The organism is Actinoplanes sp. NPDC049316, from assembly GCF_040677315.1.
Classification (GTDB): domain Bacteria; phylum Actinomycetota; class Actinomycetes; order Mycobacteriales; family Micromonosporaceae; genus Actinoplanes.
In genome coordinates, this window is record NZ_JBFAQM010000016.1 from 129,490 (window position 1) to 147,799 (window position 18,310).

The 18,310-nt window shown below is 73.2% G+C and carries 14 protein-coding genes; 8 read left to right on the plus strand and 6 right to left on the minus strand.

Going from position 1 to position 18,310, the window contains the following annotated elements; all coding sequences use genetic code 11:
* Nucleotides 1-103 precede the first annotated feature (103 nt).
* Nucleotides 104-2,422: a hypothetical protein gene (locus AB0K03_RS23865; protein ID WP_364688336.1), complete on the minus strand. Its 2,319-nt coding sequence runs from the start codon at nucleotides 2,420-2,422 to the stop codon at nucleotides 104-106.
* Nucleotides 2,423-2,542: 120 nt separating this feature from the next.
* Nucleotides 2,543-2,893 carry a hypothetical protein gene (locus AB0K03_RS23870; RefSeq protein ID WP_364688338.1) on the minus strand — a complete coding sequence of 117 codons (351 nt, stop codon included), beginning with the start codon at nucleotides 2,891-2,893 and terminating at the stop codon, nucleotides 2,543-2,545.
* 159 nt (nucleotides 2,894-3,052) lie between these two features.
* Here AB0K03_RS23870 and AB0K03_RS23875 point away from each other — a divergent pair, with 159 nt between their 5' ends.
* The 4 genes from AB0K03_RS23875 to AB0K03_RS23890 all read left to right on the plus strand — a co-directional run bounded on the left by AB0K03_RS23875 (nucleotide 3,053) and on the right by AB0K03_RS23890 (nucleotide 10,205).
* A complete protein-coding gene (locus AB0K03_RS23875; RefSeq protein WP_364688340.1) occupies nucleotides 3,053-3,592 on the plus strand; it encodes a hypothetical protein in 540 nt (179 codons plus the stop codon).
* 98 nt (nucleotides 3,593-3,690) lie between these two features.
* On the plus strand, nucleotides 3,691-5,901 hold the full coding sequence (locus tag AB0K03_RS23880) for an ATP-binding protein (RefSeq protein ID WP_364688342.1): 2,211 nt from the start codon (nucleotides 3,691-3,693) through the stop codon (nucleotides 5,899-5,901).
* Nucleotides 5,885-6,721, plus strand: coding sequence for a HAMP domain-containing sensor histidine kinase (locus AB0K03_RS23885; protein WP_364688344.1), 837 nt, complete (start codon nucleotides 5,885-5,887; stop codon nucleotides 6,719-6,721). The genes AB0K03_RS23880 and AB0K03_RS23885 overlap by 17 nt, the downstream gene beginning before the upstream one ends.
* Before the next feature lie 118 nt (nucleotides 6,722-6,839).
* Complete coding sequence (locus AB0K03_RS23890; protein ID WP_364688346.1) at nucleotides 6,840-10,205, plus strand: Neogenin; 3,366 nt, start codon at nucleotides 6,840-6,842, stop codon at nucleotides 10,203-10,205.
* 56 nt (nucleotides 10,206-10,261) lie between these two features.
* On the opposite strand, the gene AB0K03_RS23895 is transcribed toward AB0K03_RS23890, so the two are convergent.
* Entirely contained in the window at nucleotides 10,262-11,083 is an 822-nt protein-coding gene (locus AB0K03_RS23895; protein WP_364688348.1) for a hypothetical protein, read from the minus strand.
* A gap of 204 nt (nucleotides 11,084-11,287) precedes the next feature.
* Here AB0K03_RS23895 and AB0K03_RS23900 point away from each other — a divergent pair, with 204 nt between their 5' ends.
* Nucleotides 11,288-11,851 carry a hypothetical protein gene (locus AB0K03_RS23900; protein ID WP_364688350.1) on the plus strand — a complete coding sequence of 188 codons (564 nt, stop codon included), beginning with the start codon at nucleotides 11,288-11,290 and terminating at the stop codon, nucleotides 11,849-11,851.
* A 36-nt stretch (nucleotides 11,852-11,887) separates the two neighbouring features.
* Here AB0K03_RS23900 and AB0K03_RS23905 read toward each other — a convergent pair whose 3' ends face one another.
* From AB0K03_RS23905 to AB0K03_RS23915, 3 genes are read right to left on the minus strand one after another with little or no spacing between them, the layout of a single operon-like run.
* Complete coding sequence (locus AB0K03_RS23905) at nucleotides 11,888-13,093, minus strand: ABC transporter permease (protein ID WP_364688352.1); 1,206 nt, start codon at nucleotides 13,091-13,093, stop codon at nucleotides 11,888-11,890.
* Nucleotides 13,090-13,755, minus strand: a complete 666-nt coding sequence (locus AB0K03_RS23910; RefSeq protein ID WP_364688437.1) for an ABC transporter ATP-binding protein — start codon at nucleotides 13,753-13,755, stop codon at nucleotides 13,090-13,092. The genes AB0K03_RS23905 and AB0K03_RS23910 overlap by 4 nt, the downstream gene beginning before the upstream one ends.
* A gap of 38 nt (nucleotides 13,756-13,793) precedes the next feature.
* Entirely contained in the window at nucleotides 13,794-15,026 is a 1,233-nt protein-coding gene (locus AB0K03_RS23915; protein WP_364688354.1) for an efflux RND transporter periplasmic adaptor subunit, read from the minus strand.
* 91 nt (nucleotides 15,027-15,117) lie between these two features.
* Here AB0K03_RS23915 and AB0K03_RS23920 point away from each other — a divergent pair, with 91 nt between their 5' ends.
* From AB0K03_RS23920 to AB0K03_RS23930, 3 genes are all read left to right on the plus strand, one after another.
* Nucleotides 15,118-15,810 (plus strand): response regulator transcription factor, encoded by a 693-nt coding sequence (locus tag AB0K03_RS23920; RefSeq protein WP_364688356.1) that lies wholly within the window; start codon nucleotides 15,118-15,120, stop codon nucleotides 15,808-15,810.
* A complete protein-coding gene (locus AB0K03_RS23925; RefSeq protein WP_364688358.1) occupies nucleotides 15,807-17,612 on the plus strand; it encodes a HAMP domain-containing sensor histidine kinase in 1,806 nt (601 codons plus the stop codon). Before AB0K03_RS23920 ends, AB0K03_RS23925 begins: the two co-directional genes overlap by 4 nt.
* 237 nt (nucleotides 17,613-17,849) lie before the next feature.
* Nucleotides 17,850-18,281, plus strand: coding sequence for a hypothetical protein (locus AB0K03_RS23930; RefSeq protein ID WP_364688360.1), 432 nt, complete (start codon nucleotides 17,850-17,852; stop codon nucleotides 18,279-18,281).
* Nucleotides 18,282-18,310: the final 29 nt, after the last annotated feature.

Sequence of the window (18,310 nt, forward strand, 5' to 3'; positions counted from 1 at the left end):
TCCCGGCTGATCGGCCGCCGCGACGCCGCTCTGAGGAGTTGCCCGGGACCGGCCGCCCCGCCGGGACCGGAGTCTCGGCGGGGCGGCCGTGGTCCGCAGGTGGTCAGGACGCTGTCACGCTAGCCATCCAGCCCGGCTGGGCGTCAACCTGCCGGTAGGCGACGACCCGGTACACGGCGCCGGGCGCGCCGGCCGGGTCAGCCCACTGCTCGGTAGCAGTGCCGGCCACCAGACCCATCCGGTCGACCAGGTGCACGTCTCCGGCCTTCGCATTGTCGACGAGCACGAACACCTTGGCGTACGCCGCGTTGGCCGGCGCGGTGCTGGTGTAGCTGCTGGTGGTCCAGTTGCCCGGGGTGTCGACGGAGCTGTAGTTGAAGGTCGACAGGCGGCTGATCCGAGTCTTGGCAGCGTCGTAGTACTCGATGCCGGTCCGGGCCCGTTGCGCAAGGCCGGCCAGCGCCTGGTACGACGCCACCGTGGTGTAGGTCTGACCGGGAGCCACCGGCAGCAGTCGCCCGGCGGCGTTGACCGACCCGGCCGCGACTGCGGTCAGCGAAAGTGAGCCGGCGCCGAGCACGCCGCCACCGGTGTACTGGGCGACTCGGGTGTTGGCGACAGGAGCCCATCCGGAAGCGTCGGTGTCGACGGTGGCGTCGGCATCGGCCACCAGATTGCCCGGGACGGCGGCGCTGCCCACTGGGAGGTCGGCGGCGAGCACGTTGTCGCGGTAGACGTGGTAACCGGCGATGGGTGCGGGTGCGACAGCGTACGACTCGGCCCAGGTCAGCAGCGGTCCGTTGGCCGTGAGTCCGGCCGGGGCGAGGGCTGCCGCGGACGCGTCTCGCACGGGGACGCCGATGACGCCGCTTACCGTGTTGGTCTCGCCCACGGGTCCGGTCAGCACGGTGTTCTTGACCGTGCTGCCGGCGTTGCGCGCGCCGAGGTGGATGCCGTACCAGGTGGTCGGGTGGCCCTGGTCGTCGGCGATGCTGTTGCCGTACACCTTGTCGCCGGTGCCGATGGAGACACCGACGCCGCTGGTCTCGAACGTGCCGCCGCCGGTCGACATCTGGGTCGAGCCGCCCGATCCGGCGTTCTGGATCGTGTTGCCGGTGACCGTGTCGGCCTGGTTCTTGACCCGGTCCATCAGCCCTGCGATGACGATGCCCGACTCGGCCGGGCGAACGATGACGTTGTCGCTGATGACGTTGCCGCCACCAGCGCGCACGACGTGGTCTGCCGGATCGGTGCTCGCGGTATCCCAGGTACCGAGAGTGCCGTAGGTGCCGTCGGCGTCGGCGTAGTCGTCGTACGTCACGGTGATGCCGGCGTAGAAGGAGTCGGTGATGCGGTTGCCGCGCACCACTGAGTTCCGGGGATTGGTGATGTCCTTGTTCGTCCCCGTGTGGCTGTACTTGCCGTTGGACTGAAGGATGATGTGCCCGCCGACCAGCACGTTGCCGGTGATCGTCGCCTCCGGCACGCCCTCGAGGTACATGTCGCCGTACTCGGGGTACCGGGCGTCGCGGGCCGCGCCGACGGCCCGATCGGTGTAGACCGCGTTGTTACGGATGGTGGTCCGGATGGCGTTGGTGAAATCCAGGGCGTTACCGCGAATGGTCTTGTCGAACTGGTTGTCCTCGATCACCGCACCGTCGTGGCGGAAGCCGCCACCGATATTGTCCTCGTCGCCCGATTCAGCGCCGCCCCAGTTATCGAACCGGTTGTCGATGATGTGTACGTCCTTGGCACCGAGGATCCACAGCTTGAAGTACTCCAGGTTGGTGAAGCGCACCTGCCGCACGGTCCAGCGGTCGCCCACGTTCACGCCACCACCGACGGTGGAGGGTGCGCCCGTGCCAGCCCGGAAGTCGCAGGCCTCGCCCGGGCGCCCCGGCATGTCGGCCGGAACGGGTTGACCGGCACCCTCGCGGCAGTTGCCGTTGACGGTCAGGTCGGATACGAGGTTCGTGCTGCCCGGCGAGAGCGTCACCTTGTCATCCCAGCGGACCAGGAAGCCGTAGTTGAAGTTCGCCCAGTTCGCGGTGATCATGGTGAGACTCGTCGCGGTGAGGCCACTGCCGCGCAGGTTGACGTTCGGCGGCAGCCGCAGCGTCGAGCCCAGGGAGTAGGTGCCCGGGCCCAGGAACACGGTGGCCGGCTGGGGCGGCGTCACCACGGCGCCGTTGGCGTCCACCACCGCCGGCACGGCCTTGACGGCGGCCGCCGCCACGGCGGTCTTCAGAGCAGGTGAGCTGTCGCCGGTGGCCGGGGGCGGCGCGGGTACGCACAGCGGGTCCACCGCGCACTCTCCGGCGGTCATCGCCGCCGGGCTCACCGTAGCGGCCAGCGAGTAACCTCCGGGACCCGGGTCGTCGTCGGCGAAGGCGGGGGTGGACGTCAGAGTCGGCGCGGCCACAACAGGCAGAAGCGCCGCGGCCAGCATACGAACAGTGATCCCGCGACGCGGGCGCGGATGGTGGGGATTAGCCATGGACCTGCCATCGGCACCGTCGCTCAAGACGACCTCAGGACGAGATCAAGAAGAGCTCCGGCGAACCTCGGGCTCCTCGTCCGCCACCGCTGGGCGACGCAACGCCAGAAGTCCCAGCGGCACCGCAACGGCGCTCAGCGCGAGCGCCACGAGCACGGCGTAGTACACGAGATCCACATGGCCCAGAGCGTGCGCCGGGCCGCAGGCGGCGAAGATGGCGACGGCCAACGCGAGCGGCGGGCGCCAGGCCCGGTCCGCGATCTCGGCGAGCCCGGGTGGCCGCCGGTGCCGCGACTTCGGCCGCTTCGGCGGGTCCGCGACGACCACGAGGGGGGCGGGTCGCGGGGTCGGGTCACTGGGCGTGACGGCCGGAACGGGCGTGATGTCGACCGCCATGCCGTCCTCCCTTCGCCGTTCCCGGTCCTATACCGCTGATCGGCTCCGCGAGCGCGGAAATGAGCCCGGCGGAGCGCGAAGGTCAAGGGCAGCTCAGGCGTCGGGCAAGGTTGGCTCCATGACGTTCCGTAACGGCTCGCGGTGGCGCAATCTCTTCTCATGCGAACCTTCTCCACGCCGACCCGCCTCGCCGTCGCCCTCGTCGTGCTGGCGCTGGGCCTCTGGGGCGCCCTCTTCGTCACGCGGCCCGCCGCTGCCGGGGCCGCCACCAAGACGGGCGCGGACAAGCTGGCGCTCACCTGGATCGACGGTGGCCGGCAGCTGCAGGTGGACGGGTACGCGTACCGCCCGAAGGCCGTCGTGAACGTGCGGCTCGGCGACAGCCCGCTGCAGCAGGCCCGCAGCGACGAGAGCGGCCGGGTGCAGGTGACCGTGCCGCAGGAGCTCGTCGCCGCCGGGCAGTCCGGTGCCAGCATCATCGTCACCGGCCGTTCGGTCTCCGGCGCCTCCCGGGTGCTGATCTCCGCGGTGCCGCCGCGCGCCGCCGCCCGCGGCCCGGTGGACGCCCTGCCCTGGTCGATCGCCGCGCTCGCGGTGGCCGTCCTCGCCCTCGGCGCCCTGCACCGGGTGCGGTCCCGCCGGACGCCGGCCCCGGTCGCGGCTCCGGCCGGGTACCTCAGCCGGCACCGCGCGGCCTGAAACCGATTCGCTCCCGAACGCTTCCCGCGTAGCCCCCAGATGTCCCGAGCATGGTGAGCGGACCTACCCCCGGGTCCCGTCCTGCGAAGGGTCAGCGCATGGGATTTGCGGCACGCACGCTGGTCGAGGCGTACCCCGGCCCGGCTGCGATCGTGGACCGGGACGGCTGCGTCCTGGTCGCCAACGGCCGGTGGTCCGGCGCCGGGCGCCCGCCCGAGGGCACCGCTCTGGGTGCCGCGCCCGGCCCGTGCCCGGGACACGCGCAGCTCGCCGAGGTCGTCCGCGACATGACGCCGGCGGCCGGACCCGCCGTCCTGGCTTGCCAGTGCGACGGGGCTGCGAGCGCCGTACGGGTCACGCACCTGGAGAGCGACTGCGGCGCACCCCGGCGGCTGGTCACCGTGACGGCCGCCGAGCCCGGCCCGGACGCCGCCGGCCACGCCAAGTCGCAGTTCCTCGCGCTGCTGGGCCACGAGATCCGTACGCCGGTCACCACGGTGGTCGCCACAGTGGATCTGCTGCGGGCGCAGCCATTGCCCCAGGACGTCCGCGAGGTCGTCGACAGCGTCCACCGCTCGGTGCACGCGCTCAAGGCGCTCACCGACGACCTGCTGGACCTGGCTCGCCTGGAGACCGGCAACCTGACCGTGGACCACGAGCCCGTACCGCTGCGCGCGGTGCTGGAGGGCATCGTCGAGCCACTGCAGCAGCAGGCCCGCCGCAAGGGGATCCTGCTGCTGGCCGCGCCCGCCCCCGACCTGCCCGCCGCCGTGCTCGGCGACGCGGGACGGCTGCGGCAGGTGCTGACCGGGGTGGTCGGCAACGCGGTGAAGTTCACCGAGGCCGGCGAGGTCATCGTGACGGCGGCCCGCGACGGCGACGACGCGTACGTGATCACCGTGTCGGACACCGGCCCGGGCATCTCCGGGCCGGACCGGGAGCGGATCTTCGCGCCGTTCGTGCAGGCCGACTCCTCGGCGGCGCGCCGGCACGAGGGCGCGGGCCTGGGCCTGGCGCTGGCCGCGCGGCTGGTCGCGGCGCTGGGTGGTCGCATCGACGTGCACTCCGAGCCGGGGCAGGGTTCGCAATTCGCGATCCGGCTCCCGCTGGAGGCGGCGCCGCAGCAGCCGGAGGTGACCGCGCCGCTGCCGCTGACCCGTCGCCGGGTCGCCGTCGTCGCGCCGTCGCCGCGGTCCCTGCTCGCCCTGTCCTGGCTGCTGACCAGCGCCGGGGCGGAGCCCGTCGAGGCGCGCCTGGAGGACGTCGTCCGGCACGTCCCGCAGGCCGACACCGTGCTGTGGTGCGACGACTCGCACGACCCCGAGGCGGTACGCCGCGCCGACGCGGTCATCGAGGCGCTCGGGCCCACCGGCCGCGCCCTGATGATCAGCACCACCGACCCGCGGACCGGCATCGTCCGCAAGCCCGGCGTGCTGACCGCTCCCCTCGTGCTCTCGCGGCTGGTCGCCGCGCTGAACCTCGAGCGCACCGGCGTGCGCGGCGCCCCGATCACCGTGCCGGCGCTGGGCGGCGGCCGGGTGCTGCTCGCCGAGGACAACGACGTCAACCGGACCGTCTTCCGCCGCATGATCCAGCTGCTCGGCGTCGAGTGCGACACGGTCGCCGACGGGGCCGCGGCGGCCGCGGCGGTGCTCGGCGACACGCCGTACGACGTGGTGCTGATGGACCTGCAGATGCCGGGCACCGACGGGCTGGAGGCCACCCGGCGCATCCGCGCGGGCGGGTCGGGCACGCCGATCCTGGCGCTGACCGCCACGGCGCTGCACGGCGACCGCGAGCGCTGCCTGGCCGCCGGGATGAACGGGCACCTCAGCAAGCCGATCACCCTGCCGGAGCTGCGGGCGGCGCTGGAGCCGTACCTGTCGGAGGAGGAGCCGGAGGAGCCCGGCGAGCCCGGCCCGGAGCCGGTGGCCGACGGGCCGGACCTGAGCAAGTTGCGCGATCTGGAGGCTCAGCTCGAGGACCGGGCGCTGGTGGTGACCACGGTCAACACGTTCCTGTCCCAGCTGGACGGGCGGCGTACGGCCCTCGCCGAGGCGCTGCGCAAGCAGGACCACGACGCGTTGCGGGCGACCGCGCACACGCTCAAGTCGTCGAGCGCGCTGCTCGGTGCCGACCCGCTCGCCGAGGCGTGCGCGCAGGTGGAGCGCAGCGCGACGGCCGAGACCAGCGAGCAGGAACTCAGTGCACTGGTGGCCGGCGTGGAGAACGCGGTGGCCGGTGCGGTCAAGGTCATGGCCGGCTACCTGGCCTCGGACGAGAGGGGCGACGGTGCCGGAACACGCTGACGCAGCCCTGCGCGCCGAACTGGAACGCGAACGGCAGCGCACCGCCGAGCTCGAACGGCAGGTCCGCGACCTGAGCCGCTCGGTGGCGGAGCTCGAGGCCTTCTCCCGCGAGATCAGCCACGACCTCAAGGCGCCGCTCACCGGCATCGGCGGGTACGCGCAGCTGCTGACCCACATGGACTTCGGCTTCGTGCCGCCGCAGGACTACGACGACTTCCTGGCGGAGATCAACCGTGGCATCGACCGGATGCGCCGGCTCATCGACGACGTGCTGGCGTACTCGACCGCGCGCGGCGCCCGTCTGCACCTGGCGACGATCGACCTGTCGGCCCTCGTCGACGACGTGGTGGCCGACCGGGTGGTCGACCTGTCCCGGCCCGGCGCCCCGAAGCGCCCGCCGCCCCGGATCACCTGGGACGACCTCCCCGCGGTCCGCGGCGACCACGGGATGCTGCGGCGGCTGCTGGAGAACCTGCTGGGCAACGCGCTCAAGTACGTACGCCCGGGCGAGACCGCCCGCGTGCACGTCTCGGCTCGGCCCGACGAGAACGGCATGGTCCGCATCGAGGTCACCGACGAGGGCGTCGGCATCCCCGAGGGCCAGCACGAGGCCGTCTTCGCCGAGCTGCACCGGGCGCACCCGGACGCGTACCCGGGAACCGGCCTCGGCCTCACGATCTGCCGCCGCATCGTGCAGCGGCTCGGCGGCGCCATCGGCGCCGACCCGACGTTCCGCGGTGGCGCGCGGATCTGGTTCACCCTGCCGGCCGCCGAGACGGTGGCCGGCCCGGTCCCGGTCGTCGCCGACCTGGCCGGTTGACGGACGGCGGCCCTCCCCCGGCCGTCGATCTTTACCCCAACCAGAGCAGGGCTTGAGACGGGCTTGAGGTTCCCCGCCGATCCGAGAAGCCGAACTGTTCGAACCGAGATGAGGCCACATGGACGTGAGGCGACTGCTCACTGCGGTGGGCGCCGGTCTGCTGGGAGTGGCGGTGACCGCCGTCGGGACACCGACCATGGCGAGTGCTGCCCCGGCTGCCCCCAAGAGCTTTACGGTCGCCCGCGCCGCGGACGACGTGCACAAGATCAACGTGACGTGGAAGGCCGTTCCCGACGCCGACCACTACGTCGTGGACAGCATCGCCGGTGACGTCGAGACGATCATCAACGTGCCGGCCTCGACGACGAGCTACACCATCGACGCGCCGGACAACTGCACGTCGTACAAGATCCGGGTGGGCGCCTCCGACGCCGCCGGGGCCACGACGAGCACCGGATTCTGGACGCTCAAGTCGCTGACGCCCGGCACCATCATGGGCATGGCGCCCAAGCGGGAGGACGACGGCACGGTCGCCGTCGCGTCCTGGCGTGTGCCGTCCTGGACCGGCTACACGCCGCTGACCGGCTACCGGGCCGTCTTCACCCGGCTGTCCGACGGCGTCGTGCTATCCGACACGACGTCCATGGACACGTCGTTCCGTTTCGAGGGCATCGACCCGGCTCGCGCCTACACCCTGGCCGTCACCACGGTGAACGAGTTCGGCGCCTGCTCGACCGCCAAGTCGCTGATCGACCGCTTCCGCCCGGCCGACCCGACGAACCTGGTCGTGCAGCGCCGCGCCGACGCGCCGGGCACCGTCGAGGTCGTCTGGAAGGCGGCGACGACCGGTCCCGCCGCCACGTACTACCTGATCAACTATGGCGAGACCAAGATCACCAAGTCGCTGCGGGTCGACGCCACCACCGCCGCCACGCTCGCGCTCGACGTCGCCAAGAGCTGGATCGTCGAGGTCAAGGCGTACAACGACAACGGCGGCAGCGGCGCGGTGGCCGGTTCCGTGCCGGTCTTCGAGGCCACGACGGCCTCCACGCCGGTCGCCGAGCCCACCGAGGCCCCGACCGCGCCGGCCCCCACCGCCACCCCGGAGCCGGGCGTCACGACCGCTCCCGCGGAGAACCCCGGCACGCCGGCCGAGCAGCCGACGGACTCGACCACGACCACCACCACGGTGGCGAGCGGCTCCGACCAGACCCCGCCGACGATCACCACCACGCTGTCGCAGACGCCCTACAACGGCTGGTTCCGTACGCCGGTGACCATCCACTTCACCTGCAAGGACGACAGCGGCTCGATCGCGAGCTGCCCCGCCGACCTGCCGGCCACCACCGACGGCATCGGCCAGCGGTTCTCCGGCACCGCCGTGGACGCCGCGGGCAACACCGCCACGATCACCCGGACGCTCAACATCGACAAGACGGCGCCGGCCATCTCGGCCACCGTCCGCGGCACCAAGAACGCCGCCGGCTGGTACACCAGCGCACCGGTGGTCACCTACACCTGCTCCGACGTGGTGTCGGGCATCTCCACCCTGCTGAACTGCCCGGCCGACACCCCGGTCACCGTCGACGGCGTCAACCAGACCGTCATCGGTACGGCGACCGACAAGGCCGGCAACAGCGCGAACGCCACGGTCGTGCTGAACCTCGACCAGGTCGCGCCGGTCATCACCGCGACCGTCGTGGGTGACGCAAACGCCGACGGCTGGTACACCACCCCGCCGACCGTCCGCTTCAGCTGCTCCGACGCGGTCTCCGGCATCGCCACCTGCCCGGCCGACCGGAAGATCACCACCGACGGCATCGGTCAGAAGATCACCGGTACGGCGGTCGACAAGGCCGGCAACAGCGCGAGCACCTCCGTCACGCTGAACGTCGACCAGGTGGCCCCCGAGATCACCGCCACGGTCCTGGGCGACGCGAACGCGGACGGCTGGTACCGCACCGCCCCCACGGTCCACTTCACCTGCACCGACGGGGGCTCGGGCGTCAAGGCCTGCCCGGCCGACGTCAAGGTCGACGGCGAGGGCGCGAACCTGCCGGTCACCGGCACCGCGACCGACAAGGCGGGCAACACCGCCACCACGTCGCTCACGGTGAACGTGGACCGCAGCGCGCCGCTGATCAGCGCGGTCGTCGTGGGCGAGGCGAACGGCGACGGCTGGTTCCGTACCGCGCCGACCGTGCACTTCACCTGCATCGAGGCCGGCTCGGGCCTGGCCGCCTGCCCCGCGGACACCGAGGTGACCACGGACGGCGCCGGGCAGACCGTCATCGGCACCGTGACCGACAACGCCGGCAACACCGCGACCGCCTCGGTGGTCGTGAGCGTCGACCGCACCGCGCCGGTCATCACCGCCACCGTCGTGGGCGAGGCGAACACCGACGGCTGGTACCGCGGCGCCCCCACCGTCCACTTCACCTGCACCGACGAGGGCTCCGGCATCGCCGACTGCCCCGCCGACGCCACGGTGACCGACGGCACGGCCAAGATCGTCATGGGTACGGCCGCCGACAAGGCCGGCAACACCGCCACCACCTCGGTCACGGTGAACGTCGACCAGGCCGCCCCGGCGATCACCGCGACCCTGGTGGACGCGCCGAACGCCGACGGCTGGTTCAACAGCGCGCCGACCGTGCACTTCACCTGCACCGACGAGGGCTCCGGCATCGCCGACTGCCCCGCCGACGTCACGGTCACCACGAACGGCGCCGCCCAGGCCGTCAGCGGTACGGCCACCGACAAGGCCGGCAACACCGCCACCGCGTCGGTGACGGTCAACGTCGACCTCGTCTCGCCGGAGCTCACCGCCACCGTCGACGGTGTGAAGAACGCCGCGGGCTGGTACCGCAGCGCTCCGACCGTGCGCTACACCTGCACCGACACCGGCTCCGCCGTGGCGAGCTGCCCCGCGGCAGCCACGGTCGCCGACGAGGGCGCCGGGATCAGCGTGCCGGGCACGGCCAGCGACAAGGCCGGCAACACCACCACCGCCACGACGACGGTGAACGTCGACAAGACGGCCCCGGTCGTCACCGTGCTGGGCGCCACGAACGGTGCCAAGTACGGCGCGGACGAGGTTCCCACGGTCTCCTGCCGCACCACCGACGCGCTGTCCGGCGTCGCGACGGAGGCCAAGCTGACCGACACCACCACCGACGACGGTGTGCACACGGTGGTCTGCGCGGGCGCCGTCGACAAGGCCGGCAACACGGCGGCTCAGGTGAACCTCACGTACACCGTCGAGGCGACCGGGAACTGGCTGCAGATCCTGACCCGCCAGTACCTGGGCGGCAAGGCGAGCGCGGCGACGCTGAGGGACTTCGACAACGCGATCGCCAAGCGCAACTGGGGCCAGTACATCTCCAAGGTGGTCGTGCACTCGCTCGGCCGTAACGCGGCGCTGAACTCGAGGGAGGCGGCGACGCTCATCTGGTACGCGATGACCATCAACTGGCGGGGCTGATTCCCCCCGATCGGCCCGGGGCCGGGACTCGTTCACGAGTCCCGGCCCCTCGCGTTTCAGGCCACGAAGCGGTTCCGCCCGCGGCGGCCGGTCAGGTAGCCGAGCAGACCGGCCGCGAGCAGGAAGACGCCCACGAGGGTGAAACCGGGACCGGTGACGGGCAGCCCGCCCGTCGCCCCGGAGCCGCCCGCTCCGGCGCTCGGCGCGGGGCCGGGGGCCCCTGCACCGCCGGCGGAAGCCGTAGGAGCCGGCGATGCGGTGGCGGAGGGCGGCGGCCCGGCCAGGATTCGCACCTGGACGTGGTTGCCGTTGGCGCGGATGTCGGCCGTGGGCAGATCCCGCGGCTCCAGCGCCAGCTCACCGCCGGCGCCGGCCACGACCGGGGCGCCCGGCGCGGCGAAGAAGCCGGCCACCTCGCGCAGGCCGCCGCGCGCGTCGGCCCACGCCCGGCTCTGCCATCGGAAGGCCAGCACCGTGGTGGCGCCGGGCTGCGCCTGAGGGGACACGGCGACCATCGGCGCCGTGACGGCGAGTGTCCGGTACGGCCCGAGCACCGCGTCGAACGAGCACCACGCCATCTCGCCCGCGCCGCCGCGGGTGTACCAGCAGTTGCGGTAACGGCGGGCGAACTCGAGGCCCGCACCGGCCTGCACCTGCGCCACCAGGCCCCGCACCGGGCTGGAGTCGGCGCTCTGCACGCCGAGCGGCGCGGGCACGACCTCGCCCGGGGCGACCGCGTAGTCCTTCTTGATCGGCCACATGTCGTCCTGGATCTCGGTGACGGCCTCGATCTTCGCGGGGTCGGGCGGCGCGGCCAGGGCAGGCGCGGGCACGCTCAGTAGGCCCGCCATGACCAGCGCGACGACGGCAACTTTCACAGCACTCCCCCGGAAAACGGTCAAAGTGCGCAGATCGTACGTCAAGCGGTCCGGGCACCCCCGACCCGGCACGCAGGACCGGCGGTGCCGTATGACCGGACAGACGAGCGCGCGACGATGCCGGGGAGCACGATCTGACAGCTTTCACACATACGCTCGCGATGCTGCCTGACGGAGGAATCTCGCGTCAGGAAGGCGAAAGCCATGGCATACAAGCGCAGACCCCGGCACGCCGTCGTCGTGATGGCCGCCGTGATGCTCGCCGGCTCGGCGTGCTCGAGCGCGGCGTCCACCACCGACAGCCCGCGGGTCGCCACCTTGGCAAGCACGGGTAGCACCCCGTCCGCATCGGCGTCCGCCGCGTCCCGGCCCCGGGAACGGCTCGACACCACGGCCGAAGAGTTCGAGGCGATGCTGAAGCCGTACGACAACTGCCTGAAGGAACACGGGGCGAAGCCCCGGGGGGAATGGGGCGGCAAGCGGCCGACGGGAGCCCAGCTGAACAAGCTGGAGGCGGCGGACAAGATCTGCAACCCGCTGTTCTACCCGCTGCCGCCGTGGGAGAAGGACCCGGCCAACCCGGAGGCCAAGGACTTCGCGCGCGACGTCGTGAAGTGTCTGAAGGAGAAGGGCATCCGGTACGTCGAGGTCGGCGACAACGGCCTCGACATCATGCTCGGCGGCGACCAGAACGACCAGGAGTCCATCACCAAGGGCATGGACAAGGCGCCCGACTGCGAACGCGAAGTAGCCGCGAAGCACAAGTGAGCCCGCCGGCCGCGGCGGCCCGGCGGGCCGCCGCGGTCACACCGTGGCCAGCGCCTCCGTCGGGGTCAGCCGGGACGCCCGGATCGACGGGTACACCCCGGCGAGGATCCCCACCACCACCGCACCGGCGACCCCGGCCACCGCGGCTGTCACCGGCACGATGACCGGCCAGCCGTGGTACGCCGCGTACGCCGCCGTGCCGAGCAGCCCGAGCGCGGTGCCGGCCAGCCCGCCCAGCCCCGCGAGCGCGACCGACTCGGTGAGGAACTGGCCCCGGATCTGACCCCGGCTGGCGCCGAGCGCACGCCGCAGGCCGATCTCCGAGCGGCGTTCCAGCACCGAGATCACCATCGTGTTCGCCACCCCGATCCCGCCGACCAGCAGCGCCACCGCCGCCAGGGCGAGGAACAGGCTGGAGAAGGCGTTCTCGGTGGCCCGCTTCGCGGCCAGCGCGTCCGACGGGCGGCTCACGACGACCTGGCCCGGCCGCTCCGGGTACACCGTCGCCGGCAGCACCGACCGGACCGCCTCCAGCTGCGATTCCTCGGCGCGGACGTACAGGACGGTGGGGTGGCCGTCGAACCGCAGCTGCGTACGGGCCGACTCCCAGCCGACCAGCACCGAGCGGTCGATGTCCGGCGACAGCGGGGTCGTGGCGAGGATGCCGACCACCGTGAACCACGTGTCGCCGATCATCACCTGGGGCGCCGCACCACCGGGCAGGCTCGCGAAGCCCAGCCGGTCGGCGGCGACCGAGCCGAGCACCACCGCCGGGAACTTCGCCGTGGCCGGGTTCAGCCAGGCGCCGTCGCGGACCCGCGCGTTGATGACGTCCAGCAGGTCGAGGCGGCTGGCCAGCACCGTGAGGCCGGAACCGTCCTTGGGATCCGTACGGTCGTTGCGGCGTACCAGGGTGTGGGTGTTGGCGACCGCGCTCGCCTGCGTGACCGGGCCGATGCGCTGGACCATCGGCACCGCCTGCTCCGGCAGGAGCGCCGGCGGATCCTGATCCGGGGTCGGCATCACCTGCAGCATGTTCGTGCCCAGCGCCGACAACTCCCGCAGGAGCGCGGCCTGGCTGGACGCCGGGATGCCGGTCACCACGATCATCGTGGCGATGCCGATCGAGATGCCCAGCGCCGACAGCGCCGCGCGCAGCCGCCGGGTACGGATCCCCAGCAGCCCCAGCCCGAGCAGGTCCAGCGGCGCCAGCCGGACGGGACGGATGTCCGGGGCCGTCACCGCGACACCACCGGTACGGACGCCCGCGCGGTGTCGGACACCAGCCGCCCGTCGCGGATCTCGACGCGCCGCGGCAGCGACGCGGCGATGTCCCGGTCATGGGTGATCAAGGCGATCGTGGTCCCCTCCGCGTGCAGCCGGTGCAGCAGATCCAGCACCGCGTGGCCGGTCACGGTGTCCAGCGCGCCGGTCGGCTCGTCGGCCAGCACCAGCGCCGGCCCGTTCACGAGCGCCCGCGCGATCGCGACCCGTTGCCGTTCCCCGCCGGACAACTGCCGCGGCAGGTGCCCGGCACGATGGGCGAGCCCCACCCGGGCCAGCGCCTCGTGCGCCAGCCGGCGCCGGTTCCGCCGGGGCACCCCCGCGTACAGCAGGCCGGTCGCCACGTTCTCCGCGGCGCTGAGCCCGTCGGTGAGGTGGAACTGCTGGAACACGAAGCCGAGCAGCCGCCCGCGCAGCGCCGACAGCCGCCGATCGCCCAGCCGGGCGATGTCGTGCCCGGCCACCTCGACGGTCCCGGACGTCGGCCGGTCGAGGGTGCCCATGATGTTCAGCAGCGTCGACTTGCCCGACCCGGACGGCCCGACGATCGCGAGCAACTCGCCCGGCGCGATGTCCAGCGACACCCCGGCCAGCGCGGTCACCCCGCCCGGGTACGTCATGGTGGCGCCGCGTACGGACAGCACCGGCGTCACCGCGCTCACGAGGTGGTCACCACGCGCGTACCCGGTTCCAGGCCGGCGCCCTCGATCTCCACCAGGCCCTTGGCGAACATGCCGGTCTCCACGGCCACCAGGCCGCCGCCCTCGACCTGCACGGCGTACCCGCCCTCGCTGAGCGCGACCAGCGCACCCACCGGCGCCACCAGCACGTCCTCGTGGGTCTCACCGGCGAACGCGACCTCGACGTCCGCGGAGTCGATGCGCCGCGCCACCTTCGGGTCGTCCAGCGTGACGGTGATGCTCAACCGCGGCGGGGCGTCGCCGGCCTCGCCGTCCTGCGCCTTCAGCTCCGTGCCGACGGCGCTGACGGTGGCGCGCGCGGTCTTGTCACCGGGCAGGGACACGGTCACCTTGTCGCCCCGGTCCACGGCGCCGCCCTGGTTCGCGTCGGCCAGCACGGTGATCACCTTGTCGGTCGGCGTGACCGACATGAGCGGGCCGTCGGCGGCCGCGCCGGGCTGCACCGACACCGAGTCCACCCGGACCGGCCCGCGCTGCACGACCACGTCGCCGGGGGCGAGCGCGCCGGTCTCGGGCATCCCGGCGTCGTGCTGCCAGCGCTTGATCGCCGCGATCAGCGACGCGGTCAGCACGCTCTCCCCGCTGCGCACCCTCGTCGACGCCGGCGCGGCCGGCTTCGCCGGCGGATCCGCCTTCCCCGCGCCCTTCGGCGCGGCCGGCTGCGGCTTGCTCACCCAGTCCCCCGGCGACGGCTGGTGACCGATCGAGTACCCCAGCGCCCGCAGGTTGTTCGCGACGATGCGCACGTCCCGCCCGGCGGTGTTGCGCGTGCTCAACGGGCGGTACAGCGGCATGCTGCCGTAGAAGAGCGGCACCGGACGGTCGTCGACGCGATACAGCTGCCTGCCCCGGCGTACCGTCGCGCCCGGCTTCGGCACCCACGTGACGATGCCCTCACCGCCGCCCGCGACCGGCCGCGGGGCGCCGTACCCGAGCGTGCCCGGCAGCGAATCGGTGGTCGACATGTCCTGCCGGACGAGCTCGGCGGTCTCCACCGCGGGTCCGGTCTGCGCCACCTGCTCGCGGGCGTCGCGGTCCGGCCGGCGCAGCGCCACCACGACCCCGGCGGCCGACAGCGCCAGCAGGGCCACGGCGGCCGCGAGCCATCGGCGGCGGCGGGGCCGGGCCGCAGCGTCGTCGTACGCTGCGGGCGGTAACGAGATCCGCTCGGTCGGCGCCTCAGAAGACATGCCGACCATCCTGGGCAGAGATCATGAGGAACTTGTCAGGTTCCCCCGCGAGCCATGGGCGCGCCGGCCGGCCGCCCCTATAGTCGCCCTCGTGTGTGCCCATGTGCTCGTGGCGGAGGACGACCGGCGGCAGGCCGAGGTGCTGCGGCGATACCTGGAGGCAGAGGGCCACGCCACCACCGTCGTGCACGACGGCCTGACCGCCCTCGCGCAGGCCCGCCGGCAACCGCCCGACCTGCTCGTGCTGGACGTGATGATGCCCGGCCTCGACGGGCTCAACGTGTGCCGTACGCTGCGCCGCGAATCCGACGTGCTCGTGCTCATGCTCACCGCCCGGGCCACCGAGGACGACCTCCTGCGCGGCCTCGACCTCGGCGCCGACGACTACCTGACGAAGCCGTACAGCCCGCGCGAGCTGATGGCCCGCATCCGCACCCTGCTGCGCCGGGTCCGGGTCACCGCACCGGCGGCCGGCCCGCTCGTCACCGTCGGCCGGATCACCGTCGATCCGGCCCGGCACACGGTCAGCGCGGGCGGCGAACCGATCGACTGCACGCCCGGCGAGTTCGCGATCCTGGAGGCGATGGCCCGCCAGCCCGGCCGCGTCTTCACCCGCTCCCAGCTGCTCACCCGCACCCGCGGTCTCGACCGCAACTCCACCGAACGCACCATCGACGTGCACGTCATGAACCTGCGCCGCAAGATCGAGGCCGATCCGCGCCGGCCCCAGCTGCTCGTCACCGTGTACGGCGTCGGCTACAAACTCACCGGCGGCGCCGAGTGACCCGCGGGCGGGTACCGCTGCGCCGCAGCCTCGTGGGGCGCCTCCTGGCCACCTCCGTGCTCATCGCGGTCGCCGCGATCGTGGCGACCGCCTGGCTCGCCACCCAGACCACCACCCGTGCCATCCGCCAGGAACAGGGCCAGTCGCTCGCCGACGACAAGAGCGTGTACGACATGCTCGTCGGCTACGCCGCCACCCACCGCGACTGGTCCGACGTCGGCACGGTGATCGTGCCCCGCGCCGCCAAGCTGGGCCGGCGCATCACCCTCACCACCGAGGACCGTGACATCATCGCCGACTCCCGGCCCGGTCCGTCGCTGCGCACCGCCCGGCCCTCGGCCACCGTCGACCCGTTGCGTCTCGACCTCGGGCTCACCGGCGGCACCGAACGCATCGACCCGCGCGCGGTGGGGCCGTACAAGCTTCCCGCCGACGAGCGCGCCCTGGTGCGCCGGATGCTCGAGACGCAGCTCAAGTGCATGGCGGACGGCCAGGTGGACGGCAAGATCGTCGACTCGCCCGGCGGGCGCCCGACGGTGGAGGCGGTCTCGCTGGACCCGAAGAACATCACCGCCTTCTGCGGCGAGCGGGTCGGCGACATCACCACCACGACCGAGGAGCGGGCGCTGCGCGAGCTCGCCAAACTGACCGCCCAGTGCCTCGACGTCGACGCGAAGGCGGTCTACATCTCCCGCCAGTTCCGCGTCTTCCCGCTCGACGTCGACCGGCGCAGCCCCGCCGCCGGCACCGCCCAGGTCCGCTCGTGCCTCCAGCAGTCCCGGGTGCGGCAGCTGCGGCCGTACGTGGCCCCGCCGGCCCTGCTGTTCGTCACCGACCCCGCCGACGACGCGGACACCCCGGTGTTCAGCCTCTCCCGCGCCAACGCCTTCCGCATCGCCTGGGTCACCGGCGCGGTCCTGCTCGCCGCCGTCCTCGTCACGGTCCTCATGGGCCGCCGCCTCGTCCGCCCGCTGCGCGCCCTCACCGACGCGGCGACCCAGCCCGTCGACGACCGCGCGCCCATGCCGGTCGCCGGCGACGACGAGATCGGCTACCTCGCCCGTGCCCTCAACGACCTCGCCGAACGCCGCGAGCACGCCGAAGCCCAGCGCCGCGCGATGGTCAGCGACGTCGCCCACGAGCTGCGTACGCCGCTGACCAACATCCGCAGCTGGCTCGAGGCGGCCCAGGACGGCCTCACCCCGCCCGGCCCGTCCCTGCTCGACCTCCTCCACGAGGAGGCGCTGCTGCTGCAGCACATCATCGACGACCTCAGCGACCTGGCCGCCGCCGACGCCGGCAACCTGCGGGTCCACCCCGAGGCCGTCTACGCCCGCGACCTCATCACGCAGGTGGGCGAGGCCCACCGCAGCGCCGCGGCGAAGGCCCGGGTCCGGCTGTCGGTGCGGGTCGACGGAGACCCGGAGGTGCAGGCCGATCCCGTACGCCTGCGTCAGATGGTCGGCAACCTCGTCTCGAACGCCATCCGCTACACCCCACCCGGCGGCAGCGTCACGGTGACGGCGACCGCCGACCCGCACGGCCTCACGGTCTCCGTCACGGACACCGGCGTGGGCATCGCGCCGGAGGACCTGCCCCGCATCTTCGACCGGTTCTGGCGCGCGGACAGCTCCCGGACCCGGGCCACGGGCGGCAGCGGGCTCGGGCTGCCGATCGCGCGGAAGCTGGCGGAAGCGCACGGCGGCACCATCACGGCGGCGAGCCGGCCCGGGGAGGGCACCACGATGACGGTGTGGCTGCCGGCCACGCCGGTGCGCTCCACCGCGTCGTCGCCCGCCTGACCGTCGGCCTCGTCGCCCGCCGGCACGGTGGCGTGGCAGCGCATCGCCTAGAGCATCCTAGGAACCTAGTGTTCAGCGGATCGACGGTGCGCCTGGCGACTCCGACAGTGGTGCGCAGTGGTCAGCGGTCGCGATCGGCTCGGTCCTGGCCTGACGGCCTCGTCGGCCGGGGCCCGGCAGGCCGGCTCCGTCCCAGGCCGGCGGCTCCGTCCCCCGGCACGCGGAGCAGGGCGCCCGGTGGGCCCCGGAGAGAGACCCGGCCCGGCGCTGTTCGGAGCCGGCGCGGTCGTGGACGCCGGCGCCGAACCCGGTGCAGGTCCGGCAGCCCGCGGCGGGGAACCGGGGACCAGCCCGGCAGCCGGCGTCGCGGACGCCGGCGCGGCGGCTGGAGCCGACGAGGAGGCCGGGACCCGCGGGAAGGCCGGCGGCTGCGGGGTCGCGGCCGCCGAGCTGGGCGGGATGAACGAGACCGGTGACGCGAACCGTCTCCGCTCGCCCCCGCCGTGCGTGCAGCCCGTCAGCGCCAGCGCGACGCCGGCTGCCACGCAGGTGGCGGCCAGCCGCAGCGCGATGCGCAAGACCGGAGCGGTGCGTGGCATGACGGATCTCCCGGTGCGGTCGGCGGAGTCGATCTCCGCGCCGACGCTAGGGCGCGCGCCGCCCCGGTGAATCCCCGGTTCGTGCCACGGTCCCGGGCG